We start from the raw sequence: 23,310 nt of genomic DNA, 5'->3' as shown, positions 1-23,310 counted from the left end.
AAAACAAATGCGATTCGACCCGATCATCCTGCCGCTCAGAGACCGACTGTGGGGCGAGCACGACCGACGCCACGCCGCTGAAGCACTGGCGGTGCGATACGAACGCGAAGACCGCACGGCGGAATCCAAGGATCTCGTCCCCTCCGACGGGGATCTCCTCGAGTTCTCCGATGGCAACGTCCATCGTTTCGCCGGCATCGGCTTGGCGGGCAACTTCTTGATCGCACCCTGTCACCTCGCGGACCCGATTCGGGGCGCATTCCAGCTCGTCTACGACGGAGACCTGGTGTACGTCGGCGAGGTCTTCGATACCGACGACTTCGACGAAATGACCGTGGTCGACACCGGGCTGCGGCGGCCGGCCTGGGTGTGGACGTACCACCTGGGCGGACAGGACGGCGAGAAGACGGCGTTCACGGTGCCGGTGCGAGTGTGGAAGACCGACGTGCCAGCGCCGGATAGCTCGGCACCGTTCGCCGCGGTAACTGCTGCTCTGGTCGATTACAACGGCTGGTGATGCACGAATGAGCAACAACCAGTTCGGCATTCAAGAAACCTGGGGCGTCCTGGACGAGATCAAGGACGCCATGCGGAACGGACGGGTCAGGGCGGCTCAGGCTGCCATCGGCCGCGCCACCATGGGCGGCGTTTCGATGGAGCAGATCGAAGACGCAGTCGCCTACGGCCGATCCAAGACTTACGAGTGGCGCCAGATGGTCGACACCGATGATCTGCAACGGTCTGCAACGTATCGCGTTGAGCCCGAGCCGGATTCATCTGCCAGCAATTGCGGCACCGCGACCCTCACGGTCACGCCCGCAGCGAACCCCTTCAACCGTCCATCCATCACACCGGCGCTGTCCGACGTCCTGGACTGGGTGCACATCAAGGCCCCGCTCGACGACGTGAAGCCCGACATGGAGCTGGTGTGCCAGCTCTGCGGCGAGGTGCTCGCCGACGCCGAGCACGACGACAGCTTGGGCATCCTCGCCCGGGTCGCGCTAGGCCACATGCACAGCTGCCCCGGCTGGGACAAGCACTCAAAGTGGCCGCGCCCGGCCGCCGAGCACTGACATCACCCCCCTGCGGCGGATACCGGCCGCCGCATCCTCACCACCCCAAACACTAAGGGAGACAAGCATGTCCAAAGAGACCATGACCTGGCTGAACAACAACACGCTGATCGGCATGACCGCCAAGCGCGGCAAGGCGTGGCACTACCGCAAGGACGAGCAGGGCTCCGAGCCCAACCACTACGAAGGGTTCGTCCCAGTCGCCGAGGTCGAGCGCCGCCTATTCAACTGGGACGCGAAGTCCGCGCCGCTGCGGTTCGACATCCCCGGCACCATGGACGACTTCACGTCCATCGACGATGACGGCAACCTGGTGCGTTCGGTCACCGATGAGACCCGCCAGGTGATCTACCACGGCGGGACGGGGGAGCCGTTCGGTGTGTTCAAGCAGGGCTACGTGATCCACCAGTACGCGGACCGGCTGCTGAAGGGCCTGGCCGAGATCGTCACCCCGGACGGCCTGGCGATCTCGACCGATTCGCTTGGCATCGGTTCGGCCGGCCTGCTCCGCGGCGGTGCGCAGGCATGGGTGCAGATCGAACGCCCCGACAACGTGAAAACCCCAGAGGGTGTGGAGTTCCGGTCGAATCTGCTGGCGTGCACCTCGCATGACGGTTCGCTGGCTACCCAGTACTCCAAGGTCAACACGATCGTGGTGTGCGACAACACGATGGAGTGGGCACTCGGCGAGGCCCGCAACACCGGCAACCGCATCAAGATCATGCACACCAAGTACAGCCACCTGCGGATCCAGGAGGCTCGCGAAGCGCTGAAGATCATCGTCGAGTCGGCCGACAAGTTTGCCGCCGATATCGCTGAGCTGTGCCGGATCCCTGTGAGTGGCCGCCAGTTCGAAGCATTCGTCGGCGAGTGGGCGCCGCTGCCGGAGAAGGAAGGCGCTGCCCGCACCCGGGTGAAGGAGAAGCGGGAAAAGGTCACCGACATGTACCGCAACGACAATCGCGTTGCGCCGTGGGCCGGTACCGCGTTCGGGGTGTTGCAGCTGGTCAACACCTACAACCACCACTACGCCTCGTTCAAGAGCGGCAAGACCTCCCGCGCCGAGCGGAACATGGCCAACGCCATCAGCGGCAAGACCTCCGAGCAGGACCAGGCGACCTTGAAGGTGCTCGATCTGGTCCTGGCCAGCGCGTAACTCAAATCCATTCCGCACGAGGGAGACCCATGCCCGAACCGCACATCGAACACACCTGGACTCGGACCCGGACCGAGACCTTCACCTACAAGCAGCCGCTGTCGGAGTTCATAGACGAGTACGCCGACAAGTTGGCCGGCCGCGCCCCAGAAGCGCTGAGCGCCAAGGAGATCACCGAACTCGTCGCCGACGACCTCACTGAGCATGAGGAGGAGTACTACCGCACAGAGTGCGACAGCGACGTCGAGTTCGTGTCGCACCAGTTCATCTAGCGTGCCCGCCGTTTGAGTCGGGCACGCATCCACACCCGGGTGCGTGCCCGGCACTGACCACTGGCCCGCTCAATCGAGCACTCATCGAAACCCTTGCCCACCAAGGAGGAACAACTATGTCCACAGCCCTCATGCCGGTCGACGAAGTCGTCATCCGCTGGTCGACAACCGAACAGTTCGAGATGCGTGTATCCAGGGCAGCACTGGTCGAAATGCTCGCCGAGAACGACGAGTTGCCTAACAACCTCGATGAGCTCGATGACAGCGAGATCTCATACCTGTTCGATTCCGAGGAACTCGCGAACGACGAAGGTAACGAGGACGGCCACTACATCGGCACCATCGAGCGTTCGATCGACAGCGTCGAGATCGTGCGCCCGATCCCCGAGCAGTACACGCACTTCGCCCCTGGTCAGCAGATCCGAATCGTCCGGGACATCCTCACGCCGGACGGTGTGGACGAGGAGGGCCGCATCGAATGGACCAGCACCATCGTCCAACTCGATGGCTCAGGGGTCCTGGTACGAGAAAACGATCACTACATCCACCTGAGCTGGGCCAGCAAAGACCCCGATATCAGGATGTCGTTCACCGCGGTCGACGCCGAAACACCGGTCGGCACGTCGCTCCGCTGATCACCAAATCACCTCAAGGACAGGGAGATTCACTATGACCGCGTACGACGCAGACTTCATGAAGGAACTCGTCTATCACCTCGACGGCGACTGGCGGGCCGCGTACGAGTTCGACCAGGTGGAGCTAGCCACCGTCGACGGCCAGTCCCTCAGGCTCCGTGATGGCGACGGCTACCGCTTCTCGGATGCAGCCGATCGGGGCAAGATCGTCGTCTACGCCAGCTTCGGCGACTACTCGGGATATGCCGACCGCAAGTTCCGGAACACGATCCGGATCTCGAAGGCCAAGGGCGTGGCCAAGATTGCCGCCGAGATCAAACGCCGCTTGCTGCTCGCGTATTGGGAAGAGTTCGCTGCGGCGAAAACGAGGAAGCAGGCCGCCGACGATCGGGCTGCGAAACGCACCGCGCAGGTGAAGGAGCTGGCCGACATCACCGGCGGCTGGACGTACACCAACAACCGCAACTGGAGCAATCGCGATCCCCACGATGCGATGAACTCGAAACATGTTGGAGCCGAGTTCAGCTACGACGACACCTTCAATCTCTCCGTGAAGGGCGTGCCGGCCGATGTTGTCGCCGATCTCGTCCGAATGATCCATCTGCGGCTCGAAGGACACAAACTGACCGCAGCGTGATCCGGGAGTTGTTGCGCTCCACGGGATTCGCGCTCGAGAATGGGCCGATGAAGCTGGAGTATCGGTGGGCGGTGCTGGTGTGCGAGAACACTGCCACCGCGCCCGGCGCGCACGATTCGGGATGCACACAGTTCCAGCGAGTGCGCGCCCTGTGGGGACGGTTCGACAATTCGCTGCTCAAATTGGCGGGCCAGTATCCGCATGCGCGGGTGACCGGGTCGCTGATGTTGTGCGGCGACTTCCATTTCGGCCCGGTCGATCGTTTCGAGCATGTGGCCGGCGGCGGTGTGTGTCGTTTCTGTAAGGCCGGCCGTGGCCCGATGGTGAAGTCGATCGACGGGCCGGTGTTCGCGTGCCGCGGCTGCTACACACTGCGTGGATACCGGCCGGTGCATGAGCAGGCCACGGTTGCGGAGTTCGTCGCGCTGAGCGCGTGAATCAGGATGAAGGAGAGTTGATGAAGGGTGCCGCGATGGGATTGAGATTGGAAGATACCGCGGAGGAAGGCACGAGCCTGGCTTGGAACTCGGACAAGCGGATCGCGGGGATGGTGATCGAACTGACCGGCGACACATGGATGTTCATCAGCGCGAGGGACCGGCCGTTCATCGGCACCAACCTCGATGAGGGCTTGGCCGAGCTGGAGCGGGTGGACGGGGCTGGCGAGTAATCGTCGGCCCCGTCTCGTATGTCTGCCCTGGGTTACGCGGCGGCCTGTTCCCGGACAGGGGTGAGGCGGTAAGTAACCCAGGGTCGGTGCGGCAGGTGCGGCTTGTCGATCTTGATTTCGCGCTGGCTGATACGCCAGTCGAACGGGGAGGCAAGCCGCAGGATCGGTTGCAGGTTCGCGGGCTCGATCGGGTCGGTGGTCCACATGCGCTGCCAGTTCGGGTTCGACTCGCAGGATGCAGCGATCTCGGCGATGCGGTCAGCGGATAGGACGAGCGGCCCCATCATCCGCAGCCCGTAGGTGAACCCGTGGGCGACGCGGTCCCAGTCCAGCAGCACGCCCTTGGCGATGGGATCGGTGAAGACCCATTCGACCATGTTCGCCTTGGCCTGCAACCCGGGGAAGGTGTTGTCCCAGTGCTGGTTGGTGCCGAAGATGTGGCCTTCGGGCAAGGAGATGTAGGCGGCCGGGTACGGCAGGTCTTCCAGGTCGGCGAGGTCGGCGGCGGTTGGTGTGCCGACGCCCGGTCCGAGGATGCGATCGAGCATGCCGGGGAATAGGGCGGCGACGACGCGTTCGCGGTACACGTAGGGGATCAGCAGTGCATCGAACAGGGAGCCGAGGGATTCGAGGCCGGGGATTAGTTTGCCCGACTCGATCTTTTCGACGGCCGACTTCGATATCCCGGACAGCTCTGCGAGCCGGGCCTGCGTGAACTTCAGGGCCTCACGTCTGGACCGGACGAACTGCGGGAGCGATGTCCTGGGCATGGGGGATGCACCTCGTTGTGTATTCCGTGGATCGGCACTGGCGGCGCGGTGGTGCCGCGGTCACAGATGCGTCAGGTTGGTTGCCATTTCTACCACCGGGGTCGGACGGTCGACCAGTTTGGTCAACCCGCCGTGAGCAACCACACGTTTAGCGCGTTTGCGCAGGTTGAAGGGTCAAATATGGCTTGAGCAACCCGATGGCGAAGCACGGTCGTACATCACGCTCGCCACATGAACAGTCCACGAGACATGGAAGGGATTCCCGCGCACCGGCGGGAGGTCGGAGGTACACCGAAGGATGGGAGAAGCATGGCCAAGGTCGGCATTCGCGCCGCATTGTCCCGACGGCAGCAGAAGGAACTCGATCGCGTCTTGGAAGCGGGGCGCCGGAAGGCAGCGGCGCAGCTGAACGCGGATATCAACGAGAACCTGCGCAAGGCAAAGGAGGCGTTGGCGGCTGGCGATCACCGGGCCGCGCGGGCGTATGCCGATCAAGTGCAGGCGTCAGTGTTCGTTCGCGCGATGCAGGCCGGCGGCGTCGAAATGTACTGACCTGCCCCAGATACCAGCATCCCCGGGCGCACGGAAGGACAAACGTGCGCCCGGGGAAGCAGGCCCCGGCTCGGCGCGGCATCCGCGAGGCTCGAGGCGGGCTGCCGGGACTTCAGATCGTCACCGGCCATATTGAGTTGTTATTCAGTTGTCCCCGCTACCAGCGGGTGAGCGGCGCTCGCATTCGAGGTTACTGCCTGTTTGCGAGTTGTCACGAGGTTTGAACACCCGCCCGAAGCGGCCATCCGCTGTCGGGGTTGGCTGCGCGTCGTTCCAGTTCAGCGGCGCGTTGGGTCAGCTCTTCGATGCGGGCGCGTAGCTTGGCGGCTTTCGTGGTCGCCCAGTCGCGGTAGCTGTCGGAGTTGTGTCGATGCCATTTCGCTTGAGCGTCCATCAGTTCCGGCACGCTGAGCGCACCGACCTCGGGGAACTTGCGGGCCAGCACCCACGCCAGGCGCATCGCCGCCATGGTGTCGTCGCCGGCGTCGTGGGCGTTGGCCAGCTCCACGTCGTAGTGGGCGGCCACCATGCCGAGCGTGCGTTTCTCGCGCCGGTCTGGATCCCAGTACTTGTCGATCACGTATGGGTCCACGACCGGGCCGGGTCGCCAGAGTTTGTTCGCGCCAATGCGGTTGGACTCCGCGGCCATGACGGTGCAGTCGTAGGAGCCGTTGTAGATCGAGACCACCGCGCCCTGTCCCCAGAGCCACGCCAGGCAATTGGTGATCTCAGCGAGGCCGGCCGCGTAGTCCATGCCCTCGGCGCGGGCCTTCTCGGTGGAGATGCCGTGCACTTCGGTTGCGCCTTCGGGTATCTCGCAGCCCGGATCCAGCAGCCATGTGCGTTTGCTCAGCTTCCCGTCGTGGAAGTAGGCCAGGCACGCTGTCACGATCCGCGCGGATTCCGGTTCCGGCCCGGTGGTTTCGAGGTCGAATCCGCCCAGGATGCGCTCGGTCCACGGGCCGTCGGTCAGAACGGGCACTCGAGTTCCTCCCCCTCGGCCGGCCGCGTTGCGGGCCGGTCGTCGAAGCCGCGATGCATAACCATGAACGCGGCCAACGTGATTCCGTGCCAGACCGCGCACATGATGTGTTTGGCGCCGGTCTCTTCGTCGATGTCTTCGCCGTCCCAGAACGCCCAGGCGTGGCGCATCATCGCGTCGAAAGACAGCGACCAGTCATATCCCTTGCGCCAGTTGTCATCTGAGTACTTGGCCGCGCCGCGGCCGTAGAGTTCGGCCAGCTCGCGCAGCGGGCCGGCCGGGATGAGGCCGAAGCGGGCGAGCTTGCGGCCCTTCTGTCCGCCGGTGCGACTGGTGACTCGCACCTCGACCGGTGCCGGGCTCATCGGTTCACCGCTTCGACGGTCAGCTGCACGGCCCACACGATCAAGACCATCAGCGTGAACCCTTCTGCGCAGCGCGACCACCGCCACAGCCGGTCAGCCCAGCTCATCGGTGCCGCCAGGCAGGCGATATCCAGCAAGAACGTGATCGCCAACGCGATCCCTACCACTACCCACACGCGGTCACGCCCTCACTTTCCCTGCGGTCGACGGGGCGACTCCGCCCCGTTACCGTTCCACGTTCCATACACCATAGTCTGCATGGAACGTACGACAGAAAGAGGAACACCATGCACCACGACATCCGAATGCCCCGCTGGGAAGGCTTCAGCCCCGACGCCGCCTGGCGGGCGATCCAGGATCTCAAGTTCCAAATGGAAGACATGTCGAACGCATTCGAGGCGCTGGAAGACGCCGGACGCGCCGACTACAAGGAGACCGAGCGCTACCACGGCGAGCGGGAATCACTCCAAGAGCAGCACGATCTCGCCGAAGCCAAGCTCACCGTGTGGCTTCTCGGCGGCGGCTGGCGACCAGCAGGGATGCCCGCCCCAGAGATCGCCGTTCGGCGCAGTGCGATCAGCAGCAGACGGGTCCTCGACCCCGACGGCCAGTGGGCCGACATCGTGCGCCTGGAAGCAACCCTCGATGCACTCAACGACGCCGACCCCGACGGCATGGACATCGAACGCATCCGGTCCCGCGAAGAACTCGGCGACCAGATCCGCGACCTCAAAGCCGACCTGCTCGACCAGCTCGCCGTCGGCGCGAACCCGCCAGCCGCCTGGACCGTCACTTCCTGAATTACCCACAGCCCCAACACTTCCGAACAAGGAGCACCCGTATGTCCCTAACCGCCTGGGTCGCCGAAGACAAAATCGCCAGCGCTTTCGCCTCGAATGAGTGGGCGGAGAACTGGATCCGCAGCGGTTCCACCGAAGAGATCGACGGCTGGCAATGGCACCACTCGTGGTACGAGATCGTGGCCGACATCATCGACGCCATCTACGGCGACCATGGCGACCCCGGGGCCGTATACGCCGAGAGCCCGGTGTACGCCATCGAAAACACCGTGTTCCAGGGGATCACGCTCGATTACCAGTTGCTCGCCGACGGCTATGGCAACACCACCGGCCTGCTCGTGCGCTTCAAGTCAATCAAAGACGTCACCTTCGTCACCGTCGAGTGCTCCAGCGGGGACGACATCCCCTATCTCGACGAAGACTGGTCCCGCACCACGTCCCGCACTTACGCAACCGTCCTGCGCGGTGTCGTCCAGATGCTCGAAGACGAATTCAAATGCCTCGCTGAAATTTTCGGCTACTGACCACCCCGTACCTGAAAGGGCAATTGCCGATGGGCTTATTCCGCCACCGGGCCACCGACCCGACCCAGGCCGCGATCTGTGGGTGCGGGCACCACCTTGCCCTCCACGACCGCGTCGAGCACAGCTGCGCACACCTTGAGGTCATCTACAACGACACCGAGGACGTGGTGCGCAACCGCCATGGACACCCGGTCCTCGACGACTACGGCGACATTCAGATCACACGAAATCGCCTGTACGCCAGCACTGTTGCGTGCGGGTGTCGCCAATACGTCGGCCCCGAAGTGGTCAATCTGCTTTCTCCGAGCCCTGTGCTCATTCCCCGCATCTGATCCCAAGGAGAAGACATGCACATCGAATACCACCCCCGTCACCTCTTGGACGCCCTGTCCGACCATGAACGAACCCGCGGCTACTCCGGCTACGACATCACCACCGGCGAGTGCCCAGGAGGCTGGGCGACGGCCGGATGGCCGGACATGTTGGCCAATATCCTCGACCATCTCACCGAGGTGCCGTTCGGAATCTTCGATGCCCCACCGATTTTGGCTGGTCAGAGTTTGAAGCTGGCCTACGACTTCATCGGCGACAGCTACGAGGACTTCACCGACGGGCTGATCGTGCGAGCCGAAGCCAGCAACGGCTACGCCCTGCCGATGGTCCGCTACACCGACTACAACGTAGTGCGCTTTGGCCCCGATCAGTGGCGCGAAGACACCCGCCTGCGACTGCCTTTCGACGTCGCCCAGGCCGTCATCTCCGACATCGACCACGAGCTACAGCGCTTCGAGGCCCTGTACCGCTACGCCTAACCATCCCAAGGAGTTTCCGTGTGCAATCTCGCTTCCCTGGCCGTCCACGTCGACGACGAACTGATCACCAAAACCGGCGCAATGGTGACTCTCCCGCATGAGGGCGATTGGGAAAACGGCTGGCAGGCAGCCGTTTACAGACTGATCCATGCCACCGCAGAGGTTGAGCTCGCGCTCCCCGAGGGCGAGGACCACATGTTCTCCGTCACCGGCATCACCGGAACCGCCGACCTGTTCTGCGACACCGCCTACGACGCCGACGGCGAGTTCCTCCACATCGAGATGATCATTCAGACCATCGACACTGGCGTGCAATTGACCAGCGTCCGCTACGCCGACTTCGACGCCATCAACAGCCCCAGCCACCTGCCCTGGCGCCGCGACATCACCACCGGCGAACAGCTGTTCCGTGCGGTGATCGAAGACCTCACCCGACAACTCCGCGACGTCCGCGCCAGCTTCGCCTGCTAGCCGCACGGATGCCGTCTGCGAGGGGTCCGCCGAGTTCACCGGCTCGGCACCCGAGCACGCAATCGACACCACCTCAATGGAAATGGGAGAAATGAGCACCAGCTACAACCTGAGCATGATGGTGATTGCTGTGGGAGCGGCAGTCATCGCCAGCCAGTCCGCCGCGATCCCGTCGACGCCGGCCGCGTCGGAGGCCACGGTCGACGCGCCATCGTCGCCGACTGCGCCCTTCGGACTGGCCTCGCTGAAGAAGTCGTGCGTGCTGGACTACACGTTCAGCAAGCCGACCGTGGTCAAGCCGCGCATCGACGCTGATGCGTGGGCCTTCTGCGATGTGCCGCCGGCCGAGCACATCGTGACCTTGAAGCTGGAGAAGAAGGTGGATGGCGTCTGGGTCTCGATGGCCAGTCGCGACTTCAAGCAGATCCCCCCGCCCGAGCCTGGCATCAAGTACCAGACCTCCGCGGAATGCTCGCCGGGTACGTGGCGGATGAACGTCAGCGTGGTCGGTACGTTGGAGAGCAATCCGTTCGCATGGACTCCGGGGCCGTCTCGGGAACGTGAAGTGTCCGCCAAAGAATGCCCGATTGGATAACCGAAATGCCTTGGACGAATGGAAGTTACGGAGATCTGCCCCACGAAAGCTGGTGGCGTGAACTGCTGTGGCGCGGCCGGTGGCTGCGGCGCAACCTCACCCGCCGCGCCACTCTCCGGTGGCAGGGCTACAAGCTGCACCTGGACGACTGCTACGGCGTCGGCCAGGAACGCGGGTATTGGGTGCTTCGCCCTCTCGACGGCCGCCGGTCGTTGAGGTGGGTCACCGCGCCCATCAGCAAGACCCGGATCACTCCGGACGATGACTGGGCTACCGCCGAAGCCTGGGGCTGGAAACAGCTGACCGAGCACTTCGGCTAGTCCCCGCAGCCATCCGGCTGCCCAGCAGAAGGCCCCCAATCACCACGGTGAACGGGGGCCTTCTGCTGTCTCCACCCCACCTGAAAGGAACAAGGTGACCATTTCACCCATCAGGAATGATATGAACGGTGATACCGTCAATATCATGGCCACCAAGCAGATATCCATCACCGTCGACGAGCAGATCGTCGCCGCCATCGAGCGCGTCTCCGGAGGCAACCGATCCGCAGGATTCGAGCACGCCGCTCGGGTGTTCCTGCTGACCTCGCAGGCCAAAGCCATGACCGCCGAGGAAGACCAGCAGCTCGCCGACTTCGATGCGACCTGCGAGGAGTGGCGCGCCAGTGCATAGAGGTGACGTCTACCGAATCACCACGGTGACCGGGCGTGCGATGAACGCGCTGGTCGTGTCCGATGTCGACGTCGCCGAACCGATCGGCTACGTCTTCATCACGCCGATCGTCGAGTCGCCCGGCACCCGCCAGCACGTCACCGCACCGATCTCCGCAGTCGAGAACGGATCCGCGGTCGTGTGGCGAACACAGTCGGTCCCGCTGGCCAACCTCGAAAAGGGCGAACTCGCCGGCCAGGCCACGGCCAGCGAGATGGCTGAGGTTGATTCGCTACTCAAGGCCCTATTCGGGCTGTAAGCCTGAAAGACTAGCCACAGGCAAACGACGGAACCCCGGTCGCGCTGGCCGGGGTTCCGTCGTTCACGAACACGCAGAGGTCCGCGCGCCAGAACAGCGTCGCACCGCATCGGTGTCGGACCGCAGTGGCATGCTCTTCGGCACCAGGGCCAACCGCAAGGACGAGGACTGAACTTTGACCAGCAACCCTCTGTACGACGAACCGGCGTTCACCCAGCGGGACATTCTCGACATCGCGTATGCGTTCGCCCATATCCCGGACACCGGCTTGCTGTTCTCCGAAGATCAGCCGCCCGCCCGTGTACCGTCGCCGGCCGATATCACAGACTGGCTGAACCGATTCGCAGAGCTGCGGCGCCAGCAGATCACCGCCGAACGCTCCGAAACCCCGAAGGTCTACCTCATGACAGTCGAGCACGAGGAAGACGGAGAGTATTGGGGCTACACGTCGGCGCACCGCACCGATGCCGGCGCAAAGACCAAGTTGCACCAGAAAGTTGCCGAACAAGGCGTGGGCGAACTCTACGACCTCGGCGAACTCGAGTGGTCGATATCTGTCCTTCCCCTCGAAGACTGAGAGGCGGCGCAAGCCTTGAGCCTGAAGTGCGACAAGTGCGACGGCGAAGCCGAACAACTGGTCAAGACGGTGGGTGAAGACCCTGATGTCACCCAGGCCCTGTGCGGCTATCACATGGCCCGGTTCGCGATCGACTACCTGGCCTGGGGTCAGTACGACGAAGCGGAGAAAGAGATCCGCGAGGTCGAGCCCAGCACCCGGACCGCCCCACTGCTGAACGCCACCGAGAAGCTGGTCTGGGCAGCATGGAAAGAGTTGCCCGACGATGACCCGTCGCCGGTGAAGCGAATCGCAAAGCAGCTCGGCATGGCTACGGGGGACGTAGCCTTCATCGTGTACCCGGTCGAAGAGTTCGGCCGCTGGAGCGATGACCAGGAGCCAGACCTCTAGGGGTGCACGTGCACTAGTTCGCTGCCCGCGAGTACTGCGAGTTCGGTGGGGTTGCGGAGTTCGATGTGGACGTAACAGTTTTCGTCGCTGCCGTGGCGGGTGACGCGTCCGATGGTCCCGGTGCGAAGCCGGGATTTCTTGCGCCAGGACAGGATCATGCCGGCGTGGTCGTTGGTCAGCTGCCAGGCCGTGAGTTCGGTTTTCATGCTGCCGCTTTCTGGGCCTTGATCGCGCGGGCGTAGGACATGCGCAATGTGTGCACGATGTGCTGGGTGTCCGCGCCGGCCGCGGAGAGCAGCTCGGCGTAGCGGTCCTTCTGCCCGAATGGCACCGAAACTTTCTCGCCGCGTTCAAGTTTGGCGAGCAGCTCGGCATCGACGGGCGCTTCCCGGGGTGCTTCCACAGGGATCGCCAGGAGTTGTGCAGCCACTTCGGTGGACGGGCGCGCTGTGGCGCCGTTGACGATCCGGCTGATTGTTGCTGTAGACACCCCCGATGCCTTCGAAATGCTGGCCTGGGTGTGACCGGCGCGCATGAGCGCGGCGAGGTGCGCGCGGGCATCGCCGACCACCGGCTGCCCAGCTTCCGCCAGAAGGTGGTCGATCACCCGGAACACGTGCGGCAGAAGCTCTTCGGCCGCGGTATGGAACTCCGGGGTGTCAGTGCCGTATGGGATGTGCGCGTTGGCGCGCTCCGCCGCGGCCTGGAGCGCGATGAGGTTGGGCAGCCCGTACATGGTCACTCTTCGCGGAAGCTGTCTTCGACGATCTCGCCCAGGTGCTGCGTGAGGCCGATTGCGGTGTGGTACGGCATGCCTTCGGACGTGATCAGGTAGTAGCTGGTGCCGACCCGGGCGGGGTCGTGCGCGGCCGAGAACAGGATGAAGTCCGTGGCGAGTGCGCCGCCGGAGGTGGCTGCGACCCAGCGGCGGATGGCGTCGCCGAGTTCCTCTTCCGGGGTGCGGGTTTCACGATTCGACATGGTCGGTCTCCTGGCAGTCGTGGTGCAGGGCAAGTTCGATGTAGTCCGCGCCGATGAGCGGTTCGGCCAGGCCCTCCAGCAGCAGCTCGCCGCATTCGCTGCACGAGTAGGCGTAGCCATGCTGGGTGAGCTGCGGTTCCGGCACCGGCGTGGAATCGCCGTCGGTGTCGGCGTTTTCGTCGCCGGCCTCGGATTCGGCGGTGCATTCCTGGCGGGTGACCGAGGCGACGGGGATGCCGAGGATCCGGTACACGGTGCGGGTGAGAGTGAGGATCATTTTCGAACCAGACTGGATTGATGGCGGGCGATGATGATGACCGTGCGCGGGTTGGCGCGGTCGAGTTCGATCACGCCGAACTCCGCGGTGCACTGGGAGTCGTCATGCCAGGCGATGCCGTTGCCCGCGTCCATGACGTGCTTGGCCAGGTTGTCCTTGTCGACAACCCGGCGCGTGCTGCGGTAGTAGACGCAGGCGACCGCGAGGTTCCCCCGCAGCGGCTCGGGAATCACTTGGGCCAGATGCCATCCGGTGCGGGCCTCGGCGTCGTGATCCTCACGGGTCGTGTAGGCGCGCCGGCCACTGAATCGGGGCCGTTTCTTGGGCACGGGCTCGCCGGGGATGGTGATCACATAGAGCGGATCGTCGAATGCCGCTGCCGCAGTGACTAGTTCGATCGGGACTGTCATCGCGCGCCCTCGGCGATGATGCGTAGCCGGTCAAGGGCGCGGTGGTAGTAGATGGTGGTCGGTGATTCCGGAACGGGAACACCGGCCCACACCAGGCCGCCGATGCTGTCGGCGAATTTGAGTGCGTAGCTCGCGCATTCGGGACGGACGGGGCATCCACCGCAGGCGCGCTGAGCTTGCTCGGCTTGGCCGCCTCCGCGGTTGTCGGAGTCGTAGAGGCCGTAGTCGGTGGTGTCGCGGCACTGTGCGCGGACCATCCAGTCCCGGTCGTGTGAAGCCATATGCAGTTGTGCTCGCTTTTATCGGAGGTCGAGGGCTCCGGTGTCGAGGGCGTGGCGCAGGCGAACGATGGCGGCCTGGGTGTGTTCGTCGACGGCGATTGCCTGATCGAGAACCAGCGCCAAATCGTCTCGCCAGCAGCCTTTTCCACCCCTGGGACGTGGGGTGGTGTGCTCGCCGCAGTTGCGCCTCGCCGTATTGGAGTCCGGGGTCATGAGCGCACTTTCAATTCCGAGGTCCCGAGGTTAGGACTCGGGCGGTGATGTTGACGGCGAGTTACCGGCGGGGATGGATCAGAAGGGCGGTGCGGCATCGCTGTTGCTGCCGGACTGGCCGCCCCACGCGTCGGACTTGCCGCCGGTGCCTGCGCCGGGCTGGGTCTTGGTGACCTTCGCGCGCTGCCCCTTGGCCAGGTCCGGGCCGACCGACGACACCTCCAGCTCTACGACGGTGCGCTTGTCGCCTTCTTTGGTGTCGTAGGAGCGCTGCTTGAGGACGCCGTGCGCCACGACGGCCATGCCGCGCGTGAGGCTCTCGGCAACATTCTCCGCGGCTTCGCGCCAGATGTTGCAGCGCATGAACAGGGCCTCGCCGTCTTTCCACTCGTTCGTGTTCCGGTCGTACACGCGCGGGTTGGAGGCGATGGTGAAGTTGGCGACCGCGGCACCGCCGGGGGTGAACCGCAGTTCGGGGTCTGCCGTCAGCCGCCCGACGACGGTGATTTGTGTATCTCCAGCTGCCACGGCGGCGGCTCCTTTCAGGTCTACTCCAGCGCCACCCTACCTCATATCCCAAATTCCATGGGATGTAGGGTGTAAACCGAATTGCCGCCTACCTCGCTGTTTGTGATCCCATTGCGTTCCTCAGCGGGATTTTTGGGACGCTCGGATCCTGGCGTAGCCGTTCACTTGATCGGCGAGCCACTCGCAATGGCCTTCGGCAATGTAGGCGGCGGTGTGCCGACCTTCGAACAAGTACGCGTTGGCTTGGCCGATGACCTCGGCGGCCTCGCGCCAGTTCCCCGGCGACCACCACTGCTGATAGCGCTGACGAACCGCGGTGTCGACGATCGACTGGCCCCATTGCGCGAAGCTCTCGACGCTGTTCATGCTCCAGTAGGCGGTGAAGTCGGCCACCGACCGCAGCGGCGACCCTTCCGGCAGCGCGGTGATCGGATCACGGTCAGCCACAGCCCACCACACCGGCATAGTCGAGATCGGCCGCTGCCCAGCGATGCCGCAGCCGTTGATCCCCACCGTTCCCCAGCCCGAGGGGCGCAGCGGATCAGCGATCAGCGCAGCGCCGATCACCTCAAGGTCGCTGAATGGCTCGCGCTTGATGGATGCCGCGACGTCTCCTGCGATGCCGGCGCCTTGCGAATATCCAGCCAGCAGGACGGGATTCGGGGCTCTGTAGATCGCATCCAACAGCGCCCGTCGGCCTTCCCCGACGCTGTAGGCGTACGACATTCCCCGGCCGCCGTAGGTCGCCGGGTACGGCACGTACCGGTAGTTGAACAGTTCCGGGTCCAGGCGCTGGGCGAACGCCTCGGTGACCGGGTCACCCGCCGGGTTCCAGGTGCCGCCCATGATCAGCACATCAATCACTGCTGAATCTCCTTATCTCAGTTCGTAATCCGATTGGTTTGCCGTTCCGCTCCAGCGGGAGCGTTGCTCGGCGTAGGTCAAGATGGTGAGCACCACGGCTGGGCTCAGCGCCGGCTGCGGCCACAGCGGTTCGAAGTGCTCGTTCCAGAACCGGATCCGCACACGCCGCCGGTCGCGTTTGCGTGCCCGGTATTTCATGCGCGGGTAGAACTCCGGCCACCGCGGCTTCTGTCCGCGGCTCACGCGGCGGCGGCTTCCAGGTAGAAGCGCACCGGAATGGTGGGCAGTTGCAACGCGACAGCTGCGGCCACCCGGTGGTGCCCACCCCACATGCGCGGGCGGCCCTCGGGGTCGCCACCGGCGGGCTTGCCGATCTCGATGGCCTTGTAGATGCCGTTCTCGGCGATGCTCTGCACGAGGGTCAGCATCTTGCCGGTGTCGTGGGTCCACAGCCACCGGAATTCCTGCTGCCAGGAATGCCCGTCGCCGGTGGCTACATCGTTGAGGACGTAGCTCAGGGGAAGTTCACGTACTTCGCTCATGCGATGGGACCTCGGCTGTGGCTGCTGAAGCTCGGTCCACGAAAGACCATTTCGATTTCGTAGGGTCCGTCGACGGACTTCGGTGGAATGGCACGGATCTCCCAGTCCCGGGCTTCCAGGACGTGGGTCCAGCCCTCGGTGGAGACGATGATGGCGTGTTCGTTGCCGACGACGTCGACTCTGGGTTTCGTTGTCACGGTAGGTCTTTCGGTCAGGGGTGGACGATGCGGGCGATGCCGGCGGCTTCGATGAGCTTCAGGCAGCCGGGGCACGGTTCGCGGGTGATGTAGAGGGTGGCGCCGATGAGGTCGAAGCGGTTGGCGTCGAGCAGGGCGTTGGCTTCGGCGTGCACCGCGTGGCATGTGCCGGGGCCGGTGTCGTAGGAGCTGCCTGGGGCGCAGCCGGATTCGCGGCGCGGGCAGGATTCGCAGCCGGGTTTGCCGGGTGGGCTTTCGTTGTAGCCGGCCCCGCGTAGCCGGTTGTCGGTGGCAACGACCGCGCCGACTTTGGCTCGTACGCAGGTGGATCGGATGGCGACGGTGCGGGCGATTTCGAGGAAGTAGGTGTCCCAGTCCGGGCGGCCGTCGAACGGTTCGGGTGCGCCCCAGTCGAACGTTTCCAGGATCGCTTCCAGGTCGACCACGATGGGGTCGGTGAGGCCGAGCATCTGCTGTATGCCCAGGGTGGTGATCTCGAGTGCCGCGTTGACGCGATGGCGCAGGGCGGTGGGCTTCTTTTCGATGAGCAAGCTGCTCAGACTCCGATCTTGGCGTAGTTCGGTCGCCACGGAAGCGTGACGATGACTCCTGTTGGGCCGGTGCGGTTTTTGGCGATGATGATTTCGATTTCGCCGGTGGGTTGGCCGTCCATCAGCGGGTGGTGCAGCAGAAACGCTGCGTCGCAGTCCTGTTCGATGTCGCCGGTCTCGCGCAGGTCCGACAGCACCGGCGGGCGGGAGGATTGTTCGGGGCCGCGGTTGAGCTGGGAGGCGATGAACACGGCGATGTCGAGTTCCTTGGCCATCTTCACGGCCTCTTTCATGACGTGGCCCAGCGCTTCTCGGCGTTCGCGTTTGCCTTTGGAGGCGGTGACCAGGCCGATGTAGTCGATGAGCACGGCGTCCAGGCCGACCGATTGCTTCATCTGTCGCGCGATGGCGCGCATGTCCTCGATGGTCAGCGTGGAGCGGTCCATCAGGTAGAGCTGGGTCTCTTCGACCCGGCCGCCGTCGCGGTACAGCTCGAGCTTGCGCAGATCCCACTGATCGAGCTGGCGGCGGGTGATGCGCCCGTAGTTCGCTTCCGCTCCAGCGGACATGACGCGCGAAACCATCTCCAGCATGGGCATTTCCATGGAGAAGAACAGCGACGGAAACCCGCTCTCGCCCAGGTACTGGCCGATGTTGAGCAGACCGATCGTCTTGCCGCCACCAGGGCGGCCGGCGATAACGTAGCAGCGCTTCGGATGGAATCCGCCAGCGATGTTGTCGTTCATGGCCGGCCACGGGGACGGGAAGATCCGCACCTGCTCGGGCGGGGCCTGCTGCCAGTCCCACCAATCCGCTGCGGCATCAGACAGTTTGGTGACACCTTCGGGCATTGGCGCAGAGACGGGCACGAAGTCGTCGAGGCCGTGGCCGGCCAGGATGTGGTCGGCGGCGTCCTTCCCGGCGGCCGGGCACACCAGCTTCACCGTGGCGTAGCCGTCGAGCAGCTCCATGGCCTGGCGGACGTGCTTTTCGCCCACCTCGTCCATGTCGCGCACCACGATCACGGTCTTGCCGTGCAGCGGGGTGAGGTCGAACAGGTGCAGTTTGCCCGCACCACCGGCATTGCAGGTCGCTACGCCACCGAGGGATTCGACAGCGAGCACGTCCTTTTCGCCTTCGACCAGATACACCACAGTCGCATCGGCGAGACGGCTAGCGCGGAACAGGCTGCTGCCCTGGGTGTTGCCCGACTGGATGAACCGTTTGGCGGGCGAGCGGTGCACCACGCGGCCGTCGTCGTAGCGGTACTCCGAGCCCTTGGGGTTGTCGAACAGGTCCGACAGCGTCAGGCCCAGTTGGTCGAGCACAGTGTCGGTGTCGTCGCTGTGGCAGTTGATCAGGACCTGGCCCTCAATGCCGCGAATGGACACTGAGCGGTCCGCCGGGGAATGACCCGGGGCTTGGGCGTTGGCGGTGTTGCCGCCGCGTTCGATGACGACCAGGCCCTGATCTCGGAAGGCGTCCAGGACGCGTTCGTAGGCGATCATGCACTCAGCTCCAGCTGCTCGCCATGCGCGAGGGCGCGACGTTCCAGCTCGGCGCGGTTCTTGCGGATCCACACCCGGAACTCCGCGCGGTGGTACTCGCGCAGCGCGATCGGGTCATGGCGGTCGATCGCGGGCGGCGGCGGGAACGGCGGGTTCCAGTGCATGCCGGTCAGGCGCTGGATCGCATCGGAGTACGGGTGCTCGGACCAGCGGTCGATGAACGCGGCGATACGTTCGGGGCTGCTGGTGACGGGCATCTTGGATACGCGGTCGATGATGTCGCCGGGTTTGATCGGGAAGCGTTGGGGCTGTCGGTAGTAGCCCTTCACCGCGGCCAGGGCCTCGGTGGGGCCGATGTCGTCGTCAGCGAACAGGTCGGCCCACGCACGCAGCCGGACCGCGTCGGCGGGCGGCATCTGCGGATCGAGCGCTTCCGCAGCCGCGTACGCGGTGGTGGCAGCTTCGATGTGGCGGGGATTCACGGGAGGGCTCGCATTTCTGGGATGGCGGTGGTGCGGGCGATATCGGCGGCGAGCTGGCGGCCCAGCTCGACGGTCGCCGAGATCCGGGTGCCGGCGTCGAACCGAGCGCGCGACGGGTCAGGTGGCAGCGGCGCGTCGGTCCACCGTTCGCCGTTGAGCCAGGTCGCCGGGTACGGGGTGTAGCGGTCTTCGCGGTTGGGATCGCTGGCGAAGGCCCGGGTGGCGGCCATGAGTTCGTCGAACCCGATCACCTTCAACGCCGCGGCGAATGCCTTCTGTGCGTCGCGCTTGGCCTGTTTGCGCGGCCATGCCGCCCACCACTCATCGAATCGGGTGTCGGCGGTGACCACGGCTTTCGTGCGAGCCGGTGCGCGGCGGGCGCGGCCACCACCCGGGCAGATCACTCCTGGTGGAGCCGCACTGATTTCGATCAGGCCGGCGGCTTCGAGGCCAGCGTGCGTGGCGCCGGCGGTGAAGCCGAACCAGACGATCGAGGGCACCACGGTGGTGTCGAAGCGCGCGCAGTACATCCAGCCGCGCAGCAGTGAATACTGTTCGCCGACTGTGAGATTGGCGAAGCGGGGGCCGTCGGGGAAGTCGTCGGGAATGGTTAGGTTCACGCGGCGCTCCGAACGCGGGCGCGGCGCGCGGGGGCGATGACGACCGGGCGGAAGCGGGTGCCGTGCAGGTTTTCGGCCTTGATGGCGTCGGCGATCTCCTGGCGACGAGTCAGGCTGGAGGGGAAGGGCCGAGTGGTACGTACGTCGATGTCTTCCTCGTCCCATTCCCACGACAGGTTCCAGCGGCGTGCGGCGGCGTAGCTGCGGGCGGCAGTGCTCTTACCGGGGGTCATCTGCATGACCGCGAAGGCGCGTTCGAGTCGGTGCGCGATATCGGTTGGGACGTAGGCAAGTTCGGCGTCCAGAACCGCCCACAGGGTGCGCAGCGATACCTGTGCGCGCATGGCGATCCGGGTGCTGGTGTGCCCGTCGGCGATCAGTGCGCGGGCGCGACGGCGGCTGCCGACGGCGTCGACGTGGCCAGCGGGGATGCCGCGGCCTTCGTCTTCGGCGCGTACCCGCATGATGGCTTCGTGGGTGTCGCGGGTGACGTTGACGACGTAGCCGTGAAGGATGTGTACGACCGTGATGCGCGAGACCTCGGCGCACCGGGCGATGCGGGATTGGTTGCTGCCACCTTCGATCAGAGCCTTGATGTGGTCGCGAGCGGCTCCGGCGGGGATGAGATCGGTGTTCATGGGTCCGTTTCAGGGCGTGGCGAACCAGAGGATCGGCGGCCCTCGGGACTTGGGCTGCCGATCCCCTGACGGGGCGAGAAGGGTTGTCAGGCTGCGGACTTGGGCTTGCCGGGCTGGTGGGAGTCCAGCCACCGCTCCATTTCCGTGTGCCGGATGATCTTGTTGCGGCCCACCTCGAGGTAGGCAAGCTCGAAGGCTTTCATGGCGTCGTAGATTCGCCGCGGCTTGAGGCCGAACTCGGCGGCGGCCTCTTCGACGTTGTAGGCGGTCTTGGCCATCACGGCTCCTGGTAGTAGTCGGCGGTGCCGTCGACGATGTCGGTGACGACAGCTGTTTGGAAGGTGGGCAGACGCCGGTCCTCGGCCGAGGTGGAGACGTACTTCTCGAGCGCGCGGATGGCGACCTTCTTGTGCATGGGCGCGTTGGCGTTTCGCCATGGCGAGTTCGCATTGTCCGCACCGCGTGCCTTGCTCTTGGACTCGGCGATCATCTGCGCGGTCGCCAGCGCCACTTCGGTGATCGAGCCGTCGGGATAGACCGCGTAGGCGTAGGCGTGCACCGGTTCGCCGCGGTCGCCCTTGGCGGGCTTGTGGTTCGGGCGCTCGTCGTGGTTGACGTCGTAGGAGAACTCGTCGTTGGCGTAGACGGCTTCGACGACGGTACGGGCGTAGATGCCCGAGCGGCGGATCCGCTGGAGGATGCCCTTGTAGTCTTCCCAGCCCTCGATGCGCTGGCCCTTGGGAACCAGATGGAACAGCCCCTGTCCGGGTTCGTGGCCCAGGGCCGCGCACTTCATCAGCGCCTGCATCATGGATGCGCCCTGGTCCGCGCGGACTCGGCTGATCAGTTCCGGGTTGGAGTTGACCGCGCCGATGGCCAGGCGGATCCAGCGATCCAGGCGGGCGCGCATCGACGGCGGCAGCACGGCCGCGATGTCATCGCGGTACTTGGTGATGATCGAGGCCGGAGTGACCTCGGCGGACTCAGCCGCAGCAGCAATGGAACTCACGCAGCATCAGCTCCGACCTGGGTTTCGGGAATGTAGCGGGCGTAGACCTCGCAGTCGCGGGCGGCGGCCTCGAAGGAGCCCTTGGGGGCGAACGCGCGCAGCTTGCCTTGGCGAATGTTGTTGGCCTGCGAGGCGGCCACGGTCGCGCTGTGGCAGGTCATGATCACGGCCCAGCGCAAAGGGTTGGCGCGCAACAGTTCTGCCTTGTCGGCGTGCGCCGGCGGGCGGCCACCGACGGCGGTTCTGGGTGGGAGGGTGTCGAGCAGTTCCACTATCAGCCTTTCTTCAGGGCGTTTCGGATGTCCGCGAAGCGGGGATTGGGGGCGGATTTCACGAACGGGGTGCCGCCGCCGCGTGCTTGCCGCCAGGCCAGGGTTTGTTCGCCGCACTGGGCGCGCCAGGCGTCGCCCATGGTGTGGGTCAGCTCGTTGCGGACCCCTTGCAGCGCGTCCTCGGCGGCGGCGAGAGCGTCCTGCGCGGCCCACCAGCGATCGGCCAGGTCCGCGGTGACCTGCACGGTGGATCCGTCGATCTCCGGGTGCAGGGTCTTGAGGGCGTCGTAGGTGGCGAGGTGGGTGTCGAGGTTGGGCAGGATGCCGGCCTCAAGCCGGGTCATGAACTCTTGGCCGGCGGTGGCGACGGTGAGGATGTCCTGTTCGGAGGGCTCGTAGCGGTAGGTGCGCCAGTCGCCGACGCCGAAGACCACGCGGATGTTCATCCCGCGCAGGCCCATCACGATGCAGTACCAGCAGACCTGGGTCTTGTAGTAGATGGGGATCTCGTCAGTGCCTTCGGTGCCCCATTTGTCGTCGCGGTAGGCGCACTTGATCTCGAGGCCGTCGACGAGGTTGCCCTCGGCGTCCCAGATCAGGCCGTCGGGGTTGGCGATCATCCATGGGTAGGCGCTGTGCCGGAAGGTTTCCCCGGTCGTCATGGTGTGGCCGGGCGGGAGCAGGTTGTCGCGGTAGTGCTCGTAGATGACAGGCTCGAAGAGCGAGCCCATGACCATCAGCTCGTTCTCGCGCACGGGCGGGAGCAGGTTTTGCTTGCGATGCCACAGGCTCCAGTAGGACTCCCACGGGCTCAGGCCCAGGACCGCTGCGATTTCGCTGCCGCCGAGGCCGGCGGCGCGGGCGGCGTGCCATTCGGGGGATCCGGAGCGGAAGCGGCCCATGGGGACCGCGCATCCGTTCACTGGAGGGGGTGTATGGGATGTCACTCTGATTTCGCCAGCAATTCTGATGTCATGTCATCACGTGCACTGATGCGCACCTGGTTTTGGAGTTTGGAACGCATGAGGGACGAGGAGATTAGGGCGAGACCGGCTAGTACCAGTAGTTTTCCCTCATGCGTCCTACGTACCATAGAACGCTTGGAACGGATATGTCCAATGCAGAATCTGGATGCTGGATGAAAGCTGGGATATGAAGGCGTTCCATAAACCAAATCCCATGAACTTTGGTGCGTTACAGTGGATCCGACGTGTACGCCACGAAAGGAGGCCGGAAGGCATGGCACGCGGAGAACTCGCCCCCGAGCCGTGGGCGTCGGAAATGAAGGCCGCCGGCCTCGTGAGCCCGCGCACCGGCGAGGCCAGCATCAAGCAGCTGGCCGAGGCGGCTGGCCTTGGCCCCAGCACGGTGCACCGCATCGTCACCGGCAAGAACAACACGAGCACGCCCGGCTCTGACACCATCACCAAGTTGGCCGCGGCGCTGGGAATCGAGCCCGAGACCGTCTACAAGCGAGTTGGCGGCATCGGCGCACTCCCCACCAAGCCGAAGTCGCTGCAAGTAGCCGGGATGGACATCCTGGAGTCAGCAGATTGGGCCGCGTTGGAGGTCCTCACAAAGCGGCTCGTCGCGCAGCGCCGTCGAGTCATCGAGGCTGAAGCTCGCCTGGTCGGCGCGGCGAAGTAGTCACGATCTGAATCATTCGTGGGCTCGATCCTGTCCAAG

General features: G+C 64.8%; 45 protein-coding genes. 21 read left to right on the top strand and 24 right to left on the bottom strand.

Features of this window, described 5'->3' with window-relative positions; genetic code table 11:
* The first annotated feature begins 7 nt into the window (after nucleotides 1–7).
* From ACFVIV_RS13315 to ACFVIV_RS13280, 8 genes are all read left to right on the top strand, one after another.
* Entirely contained in the window at nucleotides 8–517 is a 510-nt protein-coding gene (locus tag ACFVIV_RS13315) for a hypothetical protein (protein WP_379195799.1), read from the top strand.
* 7 nt (nucleotides 518–524) lie between these two features.
* A complete protein-coding gene (locus ACFVIV_RS13310) occupies nucleotides 525–1,073 on the top strand; it encodes a hypothetical protein (RefSeq protein ID WP_379195798.1) in 549 nt (182 codons plus the stop codon).
* A 67-nt stretch (nucleotides 1,074–1,140) separates the two neighbouring features.
* Nucleotides 1,141–2,229 carry a DUF932 domain-containing protein gene (locus tag ACFVIV_RS13305; RefSeq protein WP_379195797.1) on the top strand — a complete coding sequence of 363 codons (1,089 nt, stop codon included), beginning with the start codon at nucleotides 1,141–1,143 and terminating at the stop codon, nucleotides 2,227–2,229.
* Nucleotides 2,230–2,258: 29 nt separating this feature from the next.
* Nucleotides 2,259–2,501, top strand: a complete 243-nt coding sequence (locus ACFVIV_RS13300) for a hypothetical protein (RefSeq protein WP_379195796.1) — start codon at nucleotides 2,259–2,261, stop codon at nucleotides 2,499–2,501.
* Between the two features lie 131 nt (nucleotides 2,502–2,632).
* Nucleotides 2,633–3,136 carry a hypothetical protein gene (locus ACFVIV_RS13295; RefSeq protein ID WP_379195795.1) on the top strand — a complete coding sequence of 168 codons (504 nt, stop codon included), beginning with the start codon at nucleotides 2,633–2,635 and terminating at the stop codon, nucleotides 3,134–3,136.
* 34 nt (nucleotides 3,137–3,170) lie between these two features.
* Nucleotides 3,171–3,773, top strand: coding sequence for a hypothetical protein (locus tag ACFVIV_RS13290; protein ID WP_379195794.1), 603 nt, complete (start codon nucleotides 3,171–3,173; stop codon nucleotides 3,771–3,773).
* Between the two features lie 140 nt (nucleotides 3,774–3,913).
* The gene (locus tag ACFVIV_RS13285; RefSeq protein WP_379195793.1) at nucleotides 3,914–4,210 is read left to right on the top strand and encodes a hypothetical protein; all 297 of its coding nucleotides are present in this window, start codon (nucleotides 3,914–3,916) and stop codon (nucleotides 4,208–4,210) included.
* A gap of 20 nt (nucleotides 4,211–4,230) precedes the next feature.
* Nucleotides 4,231–4,443: a hypothetical protein gene (locus ACFVIV_RS13280; protein WP_379195792.1), complete on the top strand. Its 213-nt coding sequence runs from the start codon at nucleotides 4,231–4,233 to the stop codon at nucleotides 4,441–4,443.
* A gap of 32 nt (nucleotides 4,444–4,475) precedes the next feature.
* Here ACFVIV_RS13280 and ACFVIV_RS13275 read toward each other — a convergent pair whose 3' ends face one another.
* Nucleotides 4,476–5,213, bottom strand: coding sequence for a helix-turn-helix domain-containing protein (locus tag ACFVIV_RS13275; protein WP_379195791.1), 738 nt, complete (start codon nucleotides 5,211–5,213; stop codon nucleotides 4,476–4,478).
* 309 nt (nucleotides 5,214–5,522) lie between these two features.
* Between ACFVIV_RS13275 and ACFVIV_RS13270 the strand changes: the two genes are divergently transcribed.
* Nucleotides 5,523–5,765, top strand: a complete 243-nt coding sequence (locus tag ACFVIV_RS13270; RefSeq protein ID WP_379195790.1) for a hypothetical protein — start codon at nucleotides 5,523–5,525, stop codon at nucleotides 5,763–5,765.
* Nucleotides 5,766–5,976: 211 nt separating this feature from the next.
* On the opposite strand, the gene ACFVIV_RS13265 is transcribed toward ACFVIV_RS13270, so the two are convergent.
* The 3 genes from ACFVIV_RS13265 to ACFVIV_RS13255 are packed head-to-tail and all read right to left on the bottom strand — an operon-like array spanning nucleotide 5,977 to nucleotide 7,264.
* Nucleotides 5,977–6,747: an exonuclease domain-containing protein gene (locus tag ACFVIV_RS13265; protein WP_379195789.1), complete on the bottom strand. Its 771-nt coding sequence runs from the start codon at nucleotides 6,745–6,747 to the stop codon at nucleotides 5,977–5,979.
* On the bottom strand, nucleotides 6,735–7,112 hold the full coding sequence (locus ACFVIV_RS13260; RefSeq protein WP_379195788.1) for a dATP/dGTP diphosphohydrolase domain-containing protein: 378 nt from the start codon (nucleotides 7,110–7,112) through the stop codon (nucleotides 6,735–6,737). Before ACFVIV_RS13260 ends, ACFVIV_RS13265 begins: the two co-directional genes overlap by 13 nt.
* Nucleotides 7,109–7,264: a hypothetical protein gene (locus tag ACFVIV_RS13255; RefSeq protein WP_379195787.1), complete on the bottom strand. Its 156-nt coding sequence runs from the start codon at nucleotides 7,262–7,264 to the stop codon at nucleotides 7,109–7,111. Before ACFVIV_RS13255 ends, ACFVIV_RS13260 begins: the two co-directional genes overlap by 4 nt.
* A gap of 135 nt (nucleotides 7,265–7,399) precedes the next feature.
* On the opposite strand from ACFVIV_RS13255, the gene ACFVIV_RS13250 reads away from it, so the two are divergent.
* From ACFVIV_RS13250 to ACFVIV_RS13200, 11 genes are all read left to right on the top strand, one after another.
* The gene (locus tag ACFVIV_RS13250) at nucleotides 7,400–7,912 is read left to right on the top strand and encodes a hypothetical protein (RefSeq protein WP_379195786.1); all 513 of its coding nucleotides are present in this window, start codon (nucleotides 7,400–7,402) and stop codon (nucleotides 7,910–7,912) included.
* A 41-nt stretch (nucleotides 7,913–7,953) separates the two neighbouring features.
* The gene (locus tag ACFVIV_RS13245; protein WP_379195785.1) at nucleotides 7,954–8,436 is read left to right on the top strand and encodes a hypothetical protein; all 483 of its coding nucleotides are present in this window, start codon (nucleotides 7,954–7,956) and stop codon (nucleotides 8,434–8,436) included.
* A 29-nt stretch (nucleotides 8,437–8,465) separates the two neighbouring features.
* A complete protein-coding gene (locus tag ACFVIV_RS13240; protein WP_379195783.1) occupies nucleotides 8,466–8,768 on the top strand; it encodes a hypothetical protein in 303 nt (100 codons plus the stop codon).
* A 15-nt stretch (nucleotides 8,769–8,783) separates the two neighbouring features.
* On the top strand, nucleotides 8,784–9,248 hold the full coding sequence (locus ACFVIV_RS13235; RefSeq protein ID WP_379195781.1) for a hypothetical protein: 465 nt from the start codon (nucleotides 8,784–8,786) through the stop codon (nucleotides 9,246–9,248).
* Nucleotides 9,249–9,266: 18 nt separating this feature from the next.
* Nucleotides 9,267–9,719 (top strand): hypothetical protein, encoded by a 453-nt coding sequence (locus ACFVIV_RS13230; protein WP_379195779.1) that lies wholly within the window; start codon nucleotides 9,267–9,269, stop codon nucleotides 9,717–9,719.
* A 91-nt stretch (nucleotides 9,720–9,810) separates the two neighbouring features.
* The gene (locus ACFVIV_RS13225) at nucleotides 9,811–10,314 is read left to right on the top strand and encodes a hypothetical protein (protein WP_379195777.1); all 504 of its coding nucleotides are present in this window, start codon (nucleotides 9,811–9,813) and stop codon (nucleotides 10,312–10,314) included.
* Between the two features lie 5 nt (nucleotides 10,315–10,319).
* Entirely contained in the window at nucleotides 10,320–10,634 is a 315-nt protein-coding gene (locus ACFVIV_RS13220) for a hypothetical protein (protein ID WP_379195775.1), read from the top strand.
* Between the two features lie 145 nt (nucleotides 10,635–10,779).
* Nucleotides 10,780–10,986 carry a hypothetical protein gene (locus ACFVIV_RS13215; RefSeq protein WP_379195773.1) on the top strand — a complete coding sequence of 69 codons (207 nt, stop codon included), beginning with the start codon at nucleotides 10,780–10,782 and terminating at the stop codon, nucleotides 10,984–10,986.
* Complete coding sequence (locus ACFVIV_RS13210; RefSeq protein WP_379195771.1) at nucleotides 10,979–11,284, top strand: hypothetical protein; 306 nt, start codon at nucleotides 10,979–10,981, stop codon at nucleotides 11,282–11,284. Before ACFVIV_RS13215 ends, ACFVIV_RS13210 begins: the two co-directional genes overlap by 8 nt.
* Nucleotides 11,285–11,459: 175 nt before the next feature.
* A complete protein-coding gene (locus ACFVIV_RS13205; RefSeq protein ID WP_379195769.1) occupies nucleotides 11,460–11,861 on the top strand; it encodes a hypothetical protein in 402 nt (133 codons plus the stop codon).
* A 15-nt stretch (nucleotides 11,862–11,876) separates the two neighbouring features.
* On the top strand, nucleotides 11,877–12,251 hold the full coding sequence (locus tag ACFVIV_RS13200) for a hypothetical protein (protein ID WP_379195767.1): 375 nt from the start codon (nucleotides 11,877–11,879) through the stop codon (nucleotides 12,249–12,251).
* On the opposite strand, the gene ACFVIV_RS13195 is transcribed toward ACFVIV_RS13200, so the two are convergent.
* From ACFVIV_RS13195 to ACFVIV_RS13100, 20 genes are all read right to left on the bottom strand, one after another.
* Entirely contained in the window at nucleotides 12,248–12,457 is a 210-nt protein-coding gene (locus tag ACFVIV_RS13195; protein ID WP_379195765.1) for a hypothetical protein, read from the bottom strand. The genes ACFVIV_RS13200 and ACFVIV_RS13195 overlap by 4 nt on opposite strands.
* The gene (locus tag ACFVIV_RS13190; RefSeq protein WP_379195763.1) at nucleotides 12,454–12,987 is read right to left on the bottom strand and encodes a helix-turn-helix domain-containing protein; all 534 of its coding nucleotides are present in this window, start codon (nucleotides 12,985–12,987) and stop codon (nucleotides 12,454–12,456) included. The genes ACFVIV_RS13195 and ACFVIV_RS13190 overlap by 4 nt, the downstream gene beginning before the upstream one ends.
* A 2-nt stretch (nucleotides 12,988–12,989) precedes the next feature.
* A complete protein-coding gene (locus tag ACFVIV_RS13185; protein ID WP_379195761.1) occupies nucleotides 12,990–13,232 on the bottom strand; it encodes a hypothetical protein in 243 nt (80 codons plus the stop codon).
* Nucleotides 13,219–13,509: a hypothetical protein gene (locus ACFVIV_RS13180; protein ID WP_379195759.1), complete on the bottom strand. Its 291-nt coding sequence runs from the start codon at nucleotides 13,507–13,509 to the stop codon at nucleotides 13,219–13,221. The genes ACFVIV_RS13185 and ACFVIV_RS13180 overlap by 14 nt, the downstream gene beginning before the upstream one ends.
* Complete coding sequence (locus ACFVIV_RS13175; RefSeq protein ID WP_379195757.1) at nucleotides 13,506–13,919, bottom strand: RusA family crossover junction endodeoxyribonuclease; 414 nt, start codon at nucleotides 13,917–13,919, stop codon at nucleotides 13,506–13,508. The genes ACFVIV_RS13180 and ACFVIV_RS13175 overlap by 4 nt, the downstream gene beginning before the upstream one ends.
* Nucleotides 13,916–14,200, bottom strand: coding sequence for a WhiB family transcriptional regulator (locus ACFVIV_RS13170; protein ID WP_379195756.1), 285 nt, complete (start codon nucleotides 14,198–14,200; stop codon nucleotides 13,916–13,918). Before ACFVIV_RS13170 ends, ACFVIV_RS13175 begins: the two co-directional genes overlap by 4 nt.
* A gap of 18 nt (nucleotides 14,201–14,218) precedes the next feature.
* Nucleotides 14,219–14,413, bottom strand: coding sequence for a hypothetical protein (locus ACFVIV_RS13165; protein ID WP_379195754.1), 195 nt, complete (start codon nucleotides 14,411–14,413; stop codon nucleotides 14,219–14,221).
* A 78-nt stretch (nucleotides 14,414–14,491) separates the two neighbouring features.
* Entirely contained in the window at nucleotides 14,492–14,941 is a 450-nt protein-coding gene (locus tag ACFVIV_RS13160) for a single-stranded DNA-binding protein (protein ID WP_379195752.1), read from the bottom strand.
* A gap of 120 nt (nucleotides 14,942–15,061) precedes the next feature.
* Nucleotides 15,062–15,805, bottom strand: coding sequence for a hypothetical protein (locus ACFVIV_RS13155; protein WP_379195750.1), 744 nt, complete (start codon nucleotides 15,803–15,805; stop codon nucleotides 15,062–15,064).
* A 239-nt stretch (nucleotides 15,806–16,044) separates the two neighbouring features.
* Nucleotides 16,045–16,347, bottom strand: coding sequence for a hypothetical protein (locus ACFVIV_RS13150; protein WP_379195748.1), 303 nt, complete (start codon nucleotides 16,345–16,347; stop codon nucleotides 16,045–16,047).
* Entirely contained in the window at nucleotides 16,344–16,544 is a 201-nt protein-coding gene (locus ACFVIV_RS13145) for a hypothetical protein (protein WP_379195747.1), read from the bottom strand. The genes ACFVIV_RS13150 and ACFVIV_RS13145 overlap by 4 nt, the downstream gene beginning before the upstream one ends.
* A 14-nt stretch (nucleotides 16,545–16,558) precedes the next feature.
* Nucleotides 16,559–17,095 (bottom strand): deoxycytidylate deaminase, encoded by a 537-nt coding sequence (locus ACFVIV_RS13140; RefSeq protein WP_379195745.1) that lies wholly within the window; start codon nucleotides 17,093–17,095, stop codon nucleotides 16,559–16,561.
* Between the two features lie 5 nt (nucleotides 17,096–17,100).
* Entirely contained in the window at nucleotides 17,101–18,603 is a 1,503-nt protein-coding gene (locus tag ACFVIV_RS13135) for a DnaB-like helicase C-terminal domain-containing protein (RefSeq protein WP_379195743.1), read from the bottom strand.
* Nucleotides 18,600–19,019, bottom strand: coding sequence for a hypothetical protein (locus ACFVIV_RS13130; RefSeq protein ID WP_379195741.1), 420 nt, complete (start codon nucleotides 19,017–19,019; stop codon nucleotides 18,600–18,602). The genes ACFVIV_RS13135 and ACFVIV_RS13130 overlap by 4 nt, the downstream gene beginning before the upstream one ends.
* 62 nt (nucleotides 19,020–19,081) lie before the next feature.
* Nucleotides 19,082–19,705 carry a hypothetical protein gene (locus tag ACFVIV_RS13125; RefSeq protein ID WP_379195739.1) on the bottom strand — a complete coding sequence of 208 codons (624 nt, stop codon included), beginning with the start codon at nucleotides 19,703–19,705 and terminating at the stop codon, nucleotides 19,082–19,084.
* Complete coding sequence (locus ACFVIV_RS13120) at nucleotides 19,702–20,343, bottom strand: hypothetical protein (RefSeq protein ID WP_379195737.1); 642 nt, start codon at nucleotides 20,341–20,343, stop codon at nucleotides 19,702–19,704. The genes ACFVIV_RS13125 and ACFVIV_RS13120 overlap by 4 nt, the downstream gene beginning before the upstream one ends.
* Nucleotides 20,344–20,429: 86 nt before the next feature.
* On the bottom strand, nucleotides 20,430–20,621 hold the full coding sequence (locus ACFVIV_RS13115) for a helix-turn-helix domain-containing protein (RefSeq protein WP_379195735.1): 192 nt from the start codon (nucleotides 20,619–20,621) through the stop codon (nucleotides 20,430–20,432).
* Nucleotides 20,621–21,352, bottom strand: a complete 732-nt coding sequence (locus ACFVIV_RS13110; protein ID WP_379195733.1) for a recombinase RecT — start codon at nucleotides 21,350–21,352, stop codon at nucleotides 20,621–20,623. Before ACFVIV_RS13110 ends, ACFVIV_RS13115 begins: the two co-directional genes overlap by 1 nt.
* Nucleotides 21,349–21,624, bottom strand: coding sequence for a hypothetical protein (locus ACFVIV_RS13105; RefSeq protein ID WP_379195731.1), 276 nt, complete (start codon nucleotides 21,622–21,624; stop codon nucleotides 21,349–21,351). The genes ACFVIV_RS13110 and ACFVIV_RS13105 overlap by 4 nt, the downstream gene beginning before the upstream one ends.
* Before the next feature lie 2 nt (nucleotides 21,625–21,626).
* Nucleotides 21,627–22,547: a YqaJ viral recombinase family protein gene (locus tag ACFVIV_RS13100; protein ID WP_379195729.1), complete on the bottom strand. Its 921-nt coding sequence runs from the start codon at nucleotides 22,545–22,547 to the stop codon at nucleotides 21,627–21,629.
* A 208-nt stretch (nucleotides 22,548–22,755) separates the two neighbouring features.
* On the opposite strand from ACFVIV_RS13100, the gene ACFVIV_RS13095 reads away from it, so the two are divergent.
* Nucleotides 22,756–23,271, top strand: coding sequence for a helix-turn-helix domain-containing protein (locus ACFVIV_RS13095; RefSeq protein ID WP_379195728.1), 516 nt, complete (start codon nucleotides 22,756–22,758; stop codon nucleotides 23,269–23,271).
* Nucleotides 23,272–23,310 lie beyond the last annotated feature (39 nt).

The organism is Nocardia sp. NPDC127526 (assembly GCF_042672265.1).
Classification (GTDB): domain Bacteria; phylum Actinomycetota; class Actinomycetes; order Mycobacteriales; family Mycobacteriaceae; genus Nocardia.
Note: the sequence above shows the minus strand (reverse complement) of the source record. Positions and strands in the feature narration are given on the sequence as shown.

Excerpts from the sequence above, each read along its gene's own strand:
- ACFVIV_RS13315 (WP_379195799.1), top strand. The coding sequence starts at position 8 with ATGCGATTCGACCCGATCATCCTGCCGCTCAGAGACCGACTGTGGGGC.
- ACFVIV_RS13310 (WP_379195798.1), top strand. The coding sequence starts at position 525 with ATGAGCAACAACCAGTTCGGCATTCAAGAAACCTGGGGCGTCCTGGAC.
- ACFVIV_RS13305 (WP_379195797.1), top strand. The coding sequence starts at position 1,141 with ATGTCCAAAGAGACCATGACCTGGCTGAACAACAACACGCTGATCGGC.
- ACFVIV_RS13300 (WP_379195796.1), top strand. The coding sequence starts at position 2,259 with ATGCCCGAACCGCACATCGAACACACCTGGACTCGGACCCGGACCGAG.
- ACFVIV_RS13295 (WP_379195795.1), top strand. The coding sequence starts at position 2,633 with ATGCCGGTCGACGAAGTCGTCATCCGCTGGTCGACAACCGAACAGTTC.
- ACFVIV_RS13290 (WP_379195794.1), top strand. The coding sequence starts at position 3,171 with ATGACCGCGTACGACGCAGACTTCATGAAGGAACTCGTCTATCACCTC.
- ACFVIV_RS13280 (WP_379195792.1), top strand. The coding sequence starts at position 4,231 with ATGAAGGGTGCCGCGATGGGATTGAGATTGGAAGATACCGCGGAGGAA.
- ACFVIV_RS13275 (WP_379195791.1), bottom strand. The coding sequence starts at position 5,213 with ATGCCCAGGACATCGCTCCCGCAGTTCGTCCGGTCCAGACGTGAGGCC.
- ACFVIV_RS13270 (WP_379195790.1), top strand. The coding sequence starts at position 5,523 with ATGGCCAAGGTCGGCATTCGCGCCGCATTGTCCCGACGGCAGCAGAAG.
- ACFVIV_RS13260 (WP_379195788.1), bottom strand. The coding sequence starts at position 7,112 with ATGAGCCCGGCACCGGTCGAGGTGCGAGTCACCAGTCGCACCGGCGGA.
- ACFVIV_RS13250 (WP_379195786.1), top strand. The coding sequence starts at position 7,400 with ATGCACCACGACATCCGAATGCCCCGCTGGGAAGGCTTCAGCCCCGAC.
- ACFVIV_RS13245 (WP_379195785.1), top strand. The coding sequence starts at position 7,954 with ATGTCCCTAACCGCCTGGGTCGCCGAAGACAAAATCGCCAGCGCTTTC.
- ACFVIV_RS13240 (WP_379195783.1), top strand. The coding sequence starts at position 8,466 with ATGGGCTTATTCCGCCACCGGGCCACCGACCCGACCCAGGCCGCGATC.
- ACFVIV_RS13235 (WP_379195781.1), top strand. The coding sequence starts at position 8,784 with ATGCACATCGAATACCACCCCCGTCACCTCTTGGACGCCCTGTCCGAC.
- ACFVIV_RS13225 (WP_379195777.1), top strand. The coding sequence starts at position 9,811 with ATGAGCACCAGCTACAACCTGAGCATGATGGTGATTGCTGTGGGAGCG.
- ACFVIV_RS13220 (WP_379195775.1), top strand. The coding sequence starts at position 10,320 with ATGCCTTGGACGAATGGAAGTTACGGAGATCTGCCCCACGAAAGCTGG.
- ACFVIV_RS13215 (WP_379195773.1), top strand. The coding sequence starts at position 10,780 with ATGGCCACCAAGCAGATATCCATCACCGTCGACGAGCAGATCGTCGCC.
- ACFVIV_RS13195 (WP_379195765.1), bottom strand. The coding sequence starts at position 12,457 with ATGAAAACCGAACTCACGGCCTGGCAGCTGACCAACGACCACGCCGGC.
- ACFVIV_RS13190 (WP_379195763.1), bottom strand. The coding sequence starts at position 12,987 with ATGTACGGGCTGCCCAACCTCATCGCGCTCCAGGCCGCGGCGGAGCGC.
- ACFVIV_RS13185 (WP_379195761.1), bottom strand. The coding sequence starts at position 13,232 with ATGTCGAATCGTGAAACCCGCACCCCGGAAGAGGAACTCGGCGACGCC.
- ACFVIV_RS13180 (WP_379195759.1), bottom strand. The coding sequence starts at position 13,509 with ATGATCCTCACTCTCACCCGCACCGTGTACCGGATCCTCGGCATCCCC.
- ACFVIV_RS13175 (WP_379195757.1), bottom strand. The coding sequence starts at position 13,919 with ATGACAGTCCCGATCGAACTAGTCACTGCGGCAGCGGCATTCGACGAT.
- ACFVIV_RS13170 (WP_379195756.1), bottom strand. The coding sequence starts at position 14,200 with ATGGCTTCACACGACCGGGACTGGATGGTCCGCGCACAGTGCCGCGAC.
- ACFVIV_RS13165 (WP_379195754.1), bottom strand. The coding sequence starts at position 14,413 with ATGACCCCGGACTCCAATACGGCGAGGCGCAACTGCGGCGAGCACACC.
- ACFVIV_RS13150 (WP_379195748.1), bottom strand. The coding sequence starts at position 16,347 with ATGAGCGAAGTACGTGAACTTCCCCTGAGCTACGTCCTCAACGATGTA.
- ACFVIV_RS13135 (WP_379195743.1), bottom strand. The coding sequence starts at position 18,603 with ATGATCGCCTACGAACGCGTCCTGGACGCCTTCCGAGATCAGGGCCTG.
- ACFVIV_RS13130 (WP_379195741.1), bottom strand. The coding sequence starts at position 19,019 with ATGCCGCCCGCCGACGCGGTCCGGCTGCGTGCGTGGGCCGACCTGTTC.
- ACFVIV_RS13120 (WP_379195737.1), bottom strand. The coding sequence starts at position 20,343 with ATGAACACCGATCTCATCCCCGCCGGAGCCGCTCGCGACCACATCAAG.
- ACFVIV_RS13115 (WP_379195735.1), bottom strand. The coding sequence starts at position 20,621 with ATGGCCAAGACCGCCTACAACGTCGAAGAGGCCGCCGCCGAGTTCGGC.
- ACFVIV_RS13095 (WP_379195728.1), top strand. The coding sequence starts at position 22,756 with ATGCTGGATGAAAGCTGGGATATGAAGGCGTTCCATAAACCAAATCCC.